At 31.6% G+C, this 12,054-nt stretch carries 15 protein-coding genes; all 15 read right to left on the bottom strand.

From position 1 onward, the window contains the following. Positions 1–13 precede the first annotated feature (13 nt). A complete protein-coding gene (gene atpE, locus DMR38_RS01085) occupies positions 14–259 on the bottom strand; it encodes an ATP synthase F0 subunit C (protein ID WP_127719606.1) in 246 nt (81 codons plus the stop codon). Between the two features lie 42 nt (positions 260–301). Then, entirely contained in the window at positions 302–985 is a 684-nt protein-coding gene (locus tag DMR38_RS01080) for a F0F1 ATP synthase subunit A (protein ID WP_127719605.1), read from the bottom strand. Between the two features lie 28 nt (positions 986–1,013). Then, the gene (locus DMR38_RS01075) at positions 1,014–1,376 is read right to left on the bottom strand and encodes an ATP synthase subunit I (RefSeq protein WP_127719604.1); all 363 of its coding nucleotides are present in this window, start codon (positions 1,374–1,376) and stop codon (positions 1,014–1,016) included. A 394-nt stretch (positions 1,377–1,770) separates the two neighbouring features. Continuing rightward, positions 1,771–2,925 (bottom strand): UDP-N-acetylglucosamine 2-epimerase (non-hydrolyzing), encoded by a 1,155-nt coding sequence (gene wecB / locus DMR38_RS01070; RefSeq protein WP_127719603.1) that lies wholly within the window; start codon positions 2,923–2,925, stop codon positions 1,771–1,773. Positions 2,926–2,941: 16 nt separating this feature from the next. Beyond that, positions 2,942–3,970, bottom strand: a complete 1,029-nt coding sequence (locus tag DMR38_RS01065; RefSeq protein ID WP_127719602.1) for an MraY family glycosyltransferase — start codon at positions 3,968–3,970, stop codon at positions 2,942–2,944. 49 nt (positions 3,971–4,019) lie between these two features. Next, on the bottom strand, positions 4,020–4,430 hold the full coding sequence (locus DMR38_RS01060; protein ID WP_063555556.1) for a cytidine/deoxycytidylate deaminase family protein: 411 nt from the start codon (positions 4,428–4,430) through the stop codon (positions 4,020–4,022). Positions 4,431–4,574: 144 nt separating this feature from the next. Continuing rightward, complete coding sequence (gene upp, locus DMR38_RS01055; protein WP_127719600.1) at positions 4,575–5,204, bottom strand: uracil phosphoribosyltransferase; 630 nt, start codon at positions 5,202–5,204, stop codon at positions 4,575–4,577. A gap of 79 nt (positions 5,205–5,283) precedes the next feature. Further along, the gene (rpiB, locus tag DMR38_RS01050) at positions 5,284–5,733 is read right to left on the bottom strand and encodes a ribose 5-phosphate isomerase B (RefSeq protein ID WP_127719599.1); all 450 of its coding nucleotides are present in this window, start codon (positions 5,731–5,733) and stop codon (positions 5,284–5,286) included. A gap of 101 nt (positions 5,734–5,834) precedes the next feature. Then, complete coding sequence (locus tag DMR38_RS01045; RefSeq protein ID WP_127719598.1) at positions 5,835–6,293, bottom strand: low molecular weight protein arginine phosphatase; 459 nt, start codon at positions 6,291–6,293, stop codon at positions 5,835–5,837. 52 nt (positions 6,294–6,345) lie between these two features. After that, complete coding sequence (locus DMR38_RS01040; protein ID WP_127719597.1) at positions 6,346–7,398, bottom strand: L-threonylcarbamoyladenylate synthase; 1,053 nt, start codon at positions 7,396–7,398, stop codon at positions 6,346–6,348. 114 nt (positions 7,399–7,512) lie between these two features. Then, positions 7,513–8,235 (bottom strand): ZIP family metal transporter, encoded by a 723-nt coding sequence (locus DMR38_RS01035; RefSeq protein ID WP_127719596.1) that lies wholly within the window; start codon positions 8,233–8,235, stop codon positions 7,513–7,515. Between the two features lie 68 nt (positions 8,236–8,303). Continuing rightward, positions 8,304–8,930 (bottom strand): hypothetical protein, encoded by a 627-nt coding sequence (locus tag DMR38_RS01030; RefSeq protein WP_127719595.1) that lies wholly within the window; start codon positions 8,928–8,930, stop codon positions 8,304–8,306. Between the two features lie 64 nt (positions 8,931–8,994). Further along, positions 8,995–10,068 (bottom strand): peptide chain release factor 1, encoded by a 1,074-nt coding sequence (prfA, locus tag DMR38_RS01025; protein WP_065078960.1) that lies wholly within the window; start codon positions 10,066–10,068, stop codon positions 8,995–8,997. A gap of 60 nt (positions 10,069–10,128) precedes the next feature. Continuing rightward, positions 10,129–10,992 (bottom strand): peptide chain release factor N(5)-glutamine methyltransferase, encoded by an 864-nt coding sequence (gene prmC / locus DMR38_RS01020; RefSeq protein ID WP_127719594.1) that lies wholly within the window; start codon positions 10,990–10,992, stop codon positions 10,129–10,131. After that, positions 10,982–12,034 carry a DUF1385 domain-containing protein gene (locus tag DMR38_RS01015; protein WP_127719593.1) on the bottom strand — a complete coding sequence of 351 codons (1,053 nt, stop codon included), beginning with the start codon at positions 12,032–12,034 and terminating at the stop codon, positions 10,982–10,984. Before DMR38_RS01015 ends, prmC begins: the two co-directional genes overlap by 11 nt. Positions 12,035–12,054 lie beyond the last annotated feature (20 nt).

Genomic DNA, 12,054 nt, shown 5'->3' with positions numbered 1-12,054 from the left:
GGTATACATTAGATCAAACTTTAAATACTAAAATAAGAGCTATTAATAGAGAGTAAATAGCTGTTACCTCTGATAAAGCTGCACTTACAAAGAATGTACTTAGTATTTTACCACTTGCTTCTGGCTGTCTTGATACTCCTTCAACTGCCTTACCTGCAGCAGTACCAACTCCAATACCTCCTCCTAAACATCCTATAGCGGCTAAGCCTGCACCTATTGCTGCCATACCTTTTATAAATGATTGTGCATCTAAATTCATAATAAAAAACCTCCTTAAATAAATATTAAAAAGTAACTATTATTAGTCTTCAGCTATAACTTTTATATTCATTATTGTTAACATAACAAATACTATCATTTGGATTGAACCATCAAATAAATCAAAGAAAGCGTGTAAAGGAATTGGTATTAACAATTGAGAAAACCATGCCATATTACCTAATCCTTTATATACCATACTGATAATTACAGCTCCTGCTGTCACATTACCAAAAAGTCGCAGACTTAGCGAAACTGGGAGAACTATCCTTTCAATAATGTTAATTGGCAATAACGGTACTACTGGCTTAGTATATGCACCAAAATAGCGTCCTAAACCATTTTTCTTAATTGAATTAAATTGGACTAATACAAAAGTTATTAATGCCAATCCAACTGCAACACTTAGATCTTCCGTTGGTGCCCTTACTCCTATCATCACTGGAGCAATGTTCATTACTAAAATGTATATGGCAAGTGTTCCTACATATGGTATAAATGATACATACTCTTTTCCCATGTTTTCAGTAACTAAATTTCTTACTGCTTCAACAATAATTTCAATAACACTTTGTTTTTTATCCGGTATTTTCTTCATACTAGATGTAAAAAATTTTGCCAATATAGCTAAAATTATAATAATGGCCCATTGTACAATAACACTAGAAGTTATTGGAATTTGAAATGCTCCCAGATGTATTAAAAACAATGGTGAAAAAGCCTCCACTTCATCACATCCTTTCCTAAATTTATTGTTAATTATTTTCAATAAGTGAATATATATATATCCCTAATAAATGGGATGTATAGCCAATTAAATAAGCAACTACATTGTATTTACTACATACAAATACCCAATATCCTATTCCTGCTGCCATTGCAACTCGTATAATAAAACTTATTATATACAAAGATGCTGATGAATTTCTAAATCTTTCTGATATGAGGGCACCTACAATGGTATTTATAAAAAAATTAAATATTGCTATGGAAACACCTAATAATATAAATAATCCATAGCTCTTAAAAAAAAGCTGTGCTAAACAGGCCAAAATCATGCCAAATAATAAATTAATTACGGATACTTTCTTTACCATGTTCAGAATATGTTTATCCATCAAGTTCCCCCGATATAACTAAAATTATATACCTTAAATAAATAAAAAGATACAGCCAAAAAGTCTTAATTGGTCAATTTTTGCTCAATTTTTGCTCAACTTTAGCCTGTTTATATTACATCTTTTTATGATTTCTCGCTAAATCTATGTATTTCCTTAATAAGGATTCTGATAATTTACAATTTAAAATTTATTTAACTAACTAATTGTACCAAATATTTTTTAAATATACAATACACTCAATGTAATATTATAGTACAAATAATTAAAATGAGAAAAATATACTAATTTTTAATCATATATTATTATATTGTCCGTATAATTATGATAAAATGTGTAATAATTTCCTTTAAAAAGGATAAAGTTTTTAGGCAAAATTCAAAATTGTAACTTTCTAATTTGATTTAAATTCACTATATGTACCTTTTGCTAAATTAAAATATTGTAAAATAGCCTCTGTTATTCTATAAGCTGCATTACCATCTCCGTAAGGATTTATAGCTTTACTCATCACATCATATTCCTTAGAATTTCTTATAAGCTCATTAGCTAACTTTACTATTTTTTCTTCATCTGTTCCCACAAGTCTTACTGTACCTGCCTCTACAGCCTCTGGTCTTTCAGTCACATTTCTAAGCACCAATACAGGCTTTCCAAGATGGGGTGCTTCCTCCTGAAGTCCGCCAGAATCAGTCATAACCATAAAACATTTATTCATTAAATTGTGTGTTTCCTTAGTATCTAGTGGAGACAACAAATGAACTCTAGAAACATTTCCAAGTATCTTATATACCATATCCCTTACTACAGGATTCAAGTGTACTAGATAAACAATTTCTGTATCTTTATTTTCATCTATAATTCTTTTTAATGCATTACAAATATTCTCGATACCTTTTCCCCAATTTTCTCGCCTATGAGCAGTCACCATTATAACTTTTTTATTATCATAATCTATGGTATTTAATTCATCATTACTAAATTTATAATCTTCCTCTACTGTAAACCTCATAGCATCAATTACTGTATTTCCAGTTACAAATATTTGATTTTCAGACACACCTTCTTTTAATAAATTGGACTTTGAGCCAACGGTTGGTGCAAAATGAAGGTCAGCTATAGCACCTGTAAGCTTTCTATTCATTTCTTCTGGAAATGGAAAATATTTATCATATGTCCTAAGCCCTGCTTCCACATGTCCAACCTTTATTTTTTTATAGAAAGCAGCTAATGCTCCTGCAAAAGTAGTAGTCGTATCTCCATGAACAAGTACTAAATCAGGTTTTTCATCTTCAAATATTTCCTCAAGTCCTTGAAGTACCCTATTAGTTATACCTGTCAATGTCTGTTTAGTTTTCATTATATTTAAATCAAAATCGGGAACAATATTAAAAAGCTGCAAAACCTGATCAAGCATCTCCCTATGTTGAGCAGTAACACATATTTTATTATCTATTTCTTTTCTCTTCTCAAGTTCCTTAACTAAAGGAGCCATTTTTATTGCTTCTGGTCTTGTACCAAATATAGTAACACATTTAATTTTGTTCATATTAAAAACCTCCTTTTTACTCTCTATGTTTAAAAAATCCAGCCTTCCAAGCCATAAGAACCAAAATAACCATAACTATTATTAGAAGAAAGTATGATCTTTGTGTATTTATCTCCATGGCTATTATAGAAATACTCCCTAACACTGCACTTATACTATACATTATCATAACAACCTGTTTTTGTGTAAGCCCCATATCAAGAAGTCTATGATGCAAATGGCCTCTATCTGCTTGCATAATAGGTTTTCCATTTATTTTTCTTCTTATCATTGCAAATAAAGTATCATATATTGGTATTCCAAGTGCCAAAATAGGTACAGCTACAGAAAAAGCTGCAGCAGATTTTATTGCACCCTCCATAGATATAGCTGCAAGTAAAAAGCCAAGCAACTGTGCACCAGTATCTCCCATAAATATAGAGGCTGGATTAAAATTGTAAGGTAAAAATCCAAGTATAGCTCCAGATAATATACTGGTAAGCACCGCTGCCTCATATCTATTATTCAACAATGCTATAATAAAAATAGTTATAGAAGATATAAATGCAATACCTGCCGCCAACCCATCTAAACCATCAATTAAATTGAGTGCATTAGTAATTCCAATTACCCATATTATAGTTAAAGGAATGGACATTACTCCTATATTTATAAACTGGTATGCTCCATCAAATGGATTTGTAATTATTTCTATTTTTATTCCATAAATTATCAAAACCCATGCTGCTGCTAATTGAAACAATAGTTTGCACCAAGGCTTTATATCAAATTTATCATCTAAAAGCCCTCCTATTACTATAATAGTAGCTCCTAGTATAAGTCCCGTTTCAGATTCTGTAAGTTTACCCGTTTTCAAAAATAGAGTAATTATAAACGAAAAGTATATGGCCAATCCACCTATAAGTGGTATAGGCTTATTATGTATTCTTCTATTATCCTTAGGCACATCCATAATATCTAGTTTAATGGCGAGCTTTTTAACGAAGGGTGTAAGTATAACTGAAAATATTATTGAAACTATTGCAAATAAATACAAATTATTCATAATAACCTTCCTTAATCACATCTTATGTTTTCTACATATTCTGTTATTCTCATCTTTTTATGCATATCAATTCAATTCCCGATGCTTTTTCAAACCAATTAATTTCTGGAGTATACTCCTCACAATATACAACTCTTTTAATTCCACAGGTAATTATTAATTTTTGACATTCGGGACAAGGCATATGGGTAACATATAATGTTGAGCTTTCTCTATCATCAGGAGCTACCTCTAGTAGACAGTTTACTTCTGCATGAATTGTTCTTACACAATGATTATTCTTCATGTAACACCCTACATCCTCGCAATGCTCTAATCCCCTGGGGCTTCCATTATATCCAGTTCCCTTTATCCTTCTATTTTTAACAAGGACTGCCCCTACATGCAGCCTAGGACATGTGCTTCTTTCTGCAACTTTAAATGCGATGTCTATAAAATAATTATCCCAATCTTTTCTCATAATAAGTATCTCCTTGATATATAATTATTACAACCTATATTATAAACTATTAATCAAAGTTTTAAAACAATTGACAAAGGTTTTAATTCTAAAGTAAAGAGTTCACTTAAATTATAAGTGAACTCACTCCTACTCTTAGTGGTATTATTTTGTTCCGTATAACCTGTCTCCAGCATCTCCAAGTCCTGGTACTATATATCCATTTTCATTTAATTTTTCATCAATTGATGCTATGTATACATCTACATCTGGATGAATTTCTGTTACTGTTTTTATTCCTCCTGGTGCAGCTATTAAACACATAAGTCTTATGTTCTTAGCACCTTTTTTCTTCAATATAGTTATTGCATCGGATGCAGATCCTCCTGTAGCAAGCATTGGATCTGTAACAATTACTTCTCTTTCTCCTATATCCTGTGGTAACTTGCAGAAATATTCTACTGGCTTTAATGTAGCTTCATCTCTATATAACCCTATATGTCCTACTTTTGCTGCAGGAATAAGTTTTATCATTCCTCCTACCATTCCAAGGCCTGCTCTTAGTATAGGTATTATAGCAACTTTTTTACCTGAAAGCATTTTACAAGTTGTTTTACATATAGGTGTCTCTATTTCTACATCCTCTGTTTGAAGATTTCTGGTAACTTCATATGCCATAAGCATGGCTACCTCTTCTACAAGTTCTCTAAAATCCTTAGATCCTGTATGCTTATCCCTTATTAAAGCTAATTTATGCAATATAAGTGGATGTGTTATTTGTGTTACTTTACTCATAAGTATTCCTCCTATTTTTCATTTCATAACGCATTTGAAAGAAAATGCCTTATATCAATTTTAATTATATAATATTCACTTATTTACTATATTTTTTCTCTATTTCTGTAATTTTATCTATCCTTCTTTGATGCCTGTCTCCTTGAAATTTAGCAGATAGAAAAGTATCAACTATATCAATAGCAAGTCCTGCTCCCACAACTCTCTGTCCCATAGTTAATATATTAGCATTATTATGTTCTCTACACGCATGGGCACTGAAAGTATCACTGCAAAGTGCTGCCCTTACACCAGGTATCTTGTTTGCAGCTATACTTATACCAATACCTGTTCCACATATAAGTATCCCAAAATCATAATTCTTGCTTGCAACCTGTTCCCCAACTTTTAATGCATAATCAGGATAATCACAGGAGGATTCTGAAAAAGTTCCAAAATCTTTGAATTCTATATTCTTATCCTGTAAGTGCTCCATCACTTCTTTTTTTAAAGGGAATCCAGCATGGTCACTACCTAAAGCAATTTTCATAAAAAATACCTCCAAAGTTATATTATTTTATTTAAAGCATATATTATTAGGTTAAATTAATTTTTCAAAGGCAATTCCGCAAAAAAAGAAGATACTAACATTTAATTAATGTCTCTATCTTCCTTTAATTTGTTAATTAATAATAAAATACCATTTTTTAATTGTTTATAAGTATATCTGTATTCTTCTATATCTTTTCCAAAAGGATCTGTTATATCCTGCTCTAAAGAAACAAATTCATTTAAAATATATACCCTATTCTTAAATTCAGGGAAATTCTTTTTTATGATATCTCTTATACAACCTGTCATAGTTAAAACAAGCATTGATTTTCTTATCATATTTTCATTTATCTGAACGGCTTTCCTGCTGCTTATATCCAAGTTAATATTTTGTTTGACTACCGCTGCAGAATTTTTAGAAGTTACGCTGTCCTCTACTACTGCAACTCCTGCTGAAATAGCTTTTATATATTCTATATCACACAAATAATTAAATATTGCCTCTGCCATACAACTTCTACAGGTATTACCTGTACAAACAAATAATATATTTTTCATAGATTAAAAAGCCTCCTAAAAATTCTGCATTTAAACTTTCACATTTTAAAAATTACACCATTATAATATCAAACCCAGCAGATTTATTTAATCTATTCATCACAGCTGTCCCTATTCCATTTTCATCAAAAGCTTCAGCTATTATAATATCTACATTTTTGTCGTCAAAACTTCTTAATGTCTCAAATAAATTTTTAGATACACTAATCATATTATTTCTACTTCCCAGTGATATTACTAACCCCTTTTTATAAAAATCTTTTGTTTCATCTGTGGCAAGTATACCTACTACTTTATTTTCACCTATATAATTTTGCACCATTTCATTAATTTTTTCAATAGTTTTTTTTAAATCTCCCTTAACTATTTTTAGGGGTGCCTTTGGAGCATAGTGCCTATACTTCATCCCTGGAGCTTTAGGTCTTAAATTTTTATCCGGCTTTCTCATTACTGCAGGATCAATATATATACTATCATCTATCTCTTTTAATGCCTCTAGAGTTATTCCTCCTGGTCTAAGCACACAAGCAGGAGTTACAGTACAATCTATTATTGTTGATTCTACTCCAACTTCACACATATCCCCGCCTAATATGAAATCAACTTTTCCATTTAAATCTTCTATACATCTTTCTACATCCGTAGGACTAGGTCTTCCAGATATATTTGCAGAAGGTGCAGCAATTGGAACTTTTGATGCTCTTATTAGCTCTCTGGCTATTATATTAGATGGCATTCTAATTCCTATACTTGGAAGAGATGCGCTGGTGATATCCGGTATAACTTGTGATTTAGGAAGAATTATAGTCATGGGACCTGGCCAAAATTTCTTCATAAGTTTCTCAGCTATTTCAGGGACATCAAGTACCAGCTCTTTTATATCTTCCATATCAGATATATGTACAATCAAAGGATTATCCTGTGGTCTTCCCTTAGCTTCAAATATTTTCTTTACTGCAGCAGGATTTAGGGCATTTGCTCCAAGACCATATACAGTTTCAGTAGGGAAAGCCACAATTCCACCATCTTTTATGACTTTTCCTGCTTCTTCAACAATACCCCTATCTAAGTTTTCTTTATCTACGATTTTCACTTTTGTGTTCATCTAACATTCCACCTTTACATTAAGACATTTTCAAAAAATATCCGTCACATCTTTGACCTGCTATTTTCTTTCAAATACCTAAAAACAATAATTCATATTTTAAATTATACAAATCTAAAACACCTGTACTAAAACAAGTCCTAAAACAATTCCACATAAAGTTCCAAGTGTACTCGTAATACCATCCCATAGTTTTGAGGATTCTGGTATCATCTCGCCGCATACCACATACAGCATTATTCCAGATGCAGCAGATAAACATGCTCCCAATACATTTTTAGAAATATTAGCTATGTAAACACCTACAAAAGTACCTATAGCAGTAGGAAAAGCTGTAATGAAAGCATATAAAAGTATCCTTGAAATTTTTACCTTAGATGCCATAAGTGGTGCTGACACAGCAATTCCCTCTGGTATATCATGAATTGCAATTATGAGACTCATCTTTATTCCAAGAGTTCCTCCTGCCGCAAACCCACATCCCATTATTATGCCTTCTGGAAAATTGTGAATCATAAGTCCCAAAGAAGCCATAAATGCAATTTTTAGATGTTTGTTAGTACTGCCTATGTCTACCTTAGAATCAATTATGGCAATAATACCAGCTCCTAAAACTACAAATATTATAGTAAAAACAAAATTCCATTTATTCATAGATTCAGGAATTAAGTCAAATACTACTACGGACAGCATAATTCCACCTGCAAATCCTATTATAGTACCTAGCAGCTTATTAGAGGGCTCTCTCACTATTACGCCAAGTGAAGCTCCTATCATTGTTCCTACAAGTGACACTATGCTTCCTATTATAACTATACAAGTTATATTTGCATTCAAAAAAATCACCTTATATTATTATTTATATATCATGTTTATTTTAAGACTCTTTAATATATGAATACATTTTATTTTTTCTTATTGTCAATGTAATTTTCTGAGTTTTCTCTATAATATTTTATTTTTTCAATGGTTTCCTCAGTAAAGTGGGCATAAACACAACTCTTATAAATAGTGTCCAAAAGAGGATATTTGTTCAATTCCCCTCTTTTTATTATAGTATAGTAAAAGGTATTTTCAGGATGCAAAATTTTCATTTTATTGTACTGATGTGCTACATAAGAATGTCTTTTCAAAAATTCTTTATGTACCAATATCATCCTGTCACTTCTAAACTTGGAAGTTGATAAAATGATTATTCTAAAATTAGGGTTGTCTCTGTACTTTGAAATATAATTTTCTACATGTACCAAAACAATTTTATCACATATTATACTTAATTTAGTCCTTCTAATACCCATTTTTAATTTTAACTTATATCCATCATAAATAAATTTTAAAAATTCATTATTAATTCTAATAACAATAGCTAGAAAAATAAGCATTTCTAGAACTATTAAGTAAATTATGTAAAATATATTAAATTTTCTGGCTAAAATAAGAGCTGTAGGCATTACACAAAAAATAAAGCACATAGACAGCATAAATATCTTGTAAGATTTTTTTTGCTTTCTAATGGCTTTATCTATGTTCATACTTCCCCGTTAGATAGCACTTAACGGTTTTTCAACTCCTCTCCCATTTTCATTGCACTTACTATTAATCGTTTCCCATTTCTTTCATTTTTTCTGCCTGATCTGCAGTTATAAGTGCGTCTATTACTTCATCTATATTTCCATCTAAAAATGAATCTAATTTATATAAAGTTAATCCTATTCTATGATCTGTAACTCTACCCTGTGGATAGTTATAAGTCCTTATTCTTTCACTTCTATCTCCTGTTCCAACCTGACTTTTTCTATCCTCAGCTATGCTGGCACTTCTTTCTTTCTCTGCTCTTTCGTAAAGTCTGGATTTCAAAACTTTCATGCCTTTTTCCTTATTTTTAAGTTGGGACTTTTCGTCCTGACAGGATACTACAAGCCCTGTAGGTAAATGGGTAATTCTAACTGCCGAGTCAGTAGTATTTACACATTGTCCACCATGGCCTGACGCTCTAAATACATCTATTCTTATATCATTTGGATTTATAACTACATCTACATCATCAACTTCGGGAAGTACTGCTACTGTAGCCGTTGAAGTATGAATTCTTCCACTTGACTCAGTATCTGGCACTCTCTGTACTCTATGAGTCCCACTTTCATACTTTAATCTGCTATAGGCTCCCTTTCCCTTTACCATGAATACAATTTCTTTAAATCCACCTATATCTGTGGCATTTATACTCATAGTCTCTATATTCCATGCCTGTCGTTCTGCATATCTTGTATACATTCTAGTGAGATTTGCAGCAAATAAAGCCGCTTCTTCTCCTCCTGCTCCTGCTCTAATTTCCACAAATACATTTTTATCATCATTTGGGTCTTTAGGAAGAAGGAGGACTCTTAGATCATTTTCACTTTCTTCTATAACTTCTGTAAGCCTTTTTATTTCTTCTTGTTCCATTTCCTTCATTTCCCTATCTGTTTCTTCCTTAAGCATTTCTTTGTTGTCTTCCAGCTCCTGCTGAGCTTTTTTATATTCTCTGTATTTTGTGACTATCTCCTCTAACTCTGCATTTTCTTTGCATAACTTTTGCCACTCTTTTTGGTCTGCCATAACTTGCGGATCACTTATCTTAATAGATAACTCCTCATACTTATTTTCTATAAAATTAAGTCTTTCTAACATAATTTTTATCACTCCGTATAAATATTTTCACAATATATTATTATATCATAACATTTTTATTTATAACACTCCTTTAATCACCCTATCTTTCCCTGCTAAATCTTTTATACACATTATATTTTTAAATCCGTTTTGTGCTAATATGTCTGAAACTGACTTTCTTTGGTCATAACCTATTTCAAACATAATAATTCCACTGCTTTCTAAAACCTTCAAACTTTCTTTAGTTATTTCTCTATAAAATTCTAATCCATCTTTGCCTCCAGAAAGTGCTTCCCTAGGCTCATAGTTTTTCACATCTTCCATTAAAATAGGTATACTACTTTCTTTTATATATGGCGGATTAGATACAATCATATGAAATTTTACCTCGTTTTGAATATAATATTCCATTAAATTACTCTTAACTACCTGAACCTTTTCCTCTAAAGAAAGTCTTCTTATATTTTCTGCCGTAACTTCACAAGCTGTAGAGGATATATCACAGCATTTTACATTTATATCTTCTATAAGTTTAGCAATAGATATTCCAATAATCCCTGTTCCACAACATACATCACATATATTATGAAAATTATTACGCTCTACTTGAATCAACGCTTGCTCCACTAAAGTCTCAGTATCAGGCCTAGGGATTAGTACCCCAGGTTTCACTATAAAATCAATGCTCATAAATTCACAATGTCCTAATATATATTTTACAGGCATTTTATTCTCTCTTAATTTTAAGTACTTATAGTATTCTTCAGTTTCCTTTTCTGCGACCTCATAATCACCATTTATAAGCATAAATAATCTGTCCTTGTTTAGTACTTTTCCCAAAAGGAGTTGTGCATCCAAAGCATAGCTTTCTATTTCTCTATTTTTTAAAACTTCATACCCTTTTGTTAAAAGCTCTCTTATACTACTTCCTCTACTTTTCATAAGAATTCTCTGCTTTCATTAAGTTTTCTTCACAATCTGCATCGTGTTCGTTTTTTACGATTTCGTTCCCATCCTTATCCAATTCCATAACTCTCTTTATCTCTCCGCTTTCACTATATCTACTTTCTTCTATTTCTTTTTCAATTCCCTCCGCATACTTTAGAGCTATAATTGCCACTTCCAGTTGGCTATAATCCGGTTCTCTTGTAGTAAGTTTTTGCAGCATAAGTCCAGGATAGGCAAGCACCTTTGAAAAACAACTATTGCTTCTACCCATCCACCTTATAATTTCATAGGTGACCCCAGAAACCAGCGGCAGTAGAATTACTCTGTATAAAATTCTTTGCAAAATATTACCCCAGCCAGTTAAAGAAAAAAGTATTATACTGACTATCATAACTAAAAACAAAAAATTTGTGCCGCACCTTGGATGAAGCCTTTTAAATTTTTTAGCCTTCTCAGGTGTAAGCTCCTCTTCATTTTCATAACAGAAAATGGTCTTGTGTTCTGCACCATGGTACTGAAATACTCTGCTTATATCCGACATATTACCTATTAGGAATATATAACCTAAAAATATAATTACTCTAATTATGCCTTCAATCATATTGAGTTGTACACTTCCATGCACTCCAAACTTTTTAAATATATTTGCCGCAAAAGTAGGAAATATAAAAAACAAGAGTACAGCTATTCCAAGCGATATAAAAATAGTAACTCCCATAAGTACATTATCACTTTTTTCCTTAAATATACTTCTAAAACACCTATCAAACTTAGTAGGTTCCTCTTCATCATCAAAAAATGATGCAGAATAATTAAGTGTACTTATCCCAATTACCATAGCTTCTATCAAAGATACAAATCCCCTTATCACTGGCAGTCCTAAAAAGCTATTTCTTTTGGTATAAGATATACTGTCCTCTCTATTTACAACAATCTCGCCATCTGGTTTTCTAACAGCAGTAGCCATACCATGGCTTCCCCTCATCATAACACCTTCTATCACAGCCTGGCCTCCAACTGATGTTTTTCTTGACATTGTATCACCTCGTATTAAGT

It is taken from the genome of Clostridium sp. AWRP, assembly GCF_004006395.2.
Lineage (GTDB): Bacteria > Bacillota > Clostridia > Clostridiales > Clostridiaceae > Clostridium_B.
The sequence above is the reverse complement of the archived record's forward strand: the minus strand, read 5'-3'. Positions and strand labels throughout refer to the sequence as shown.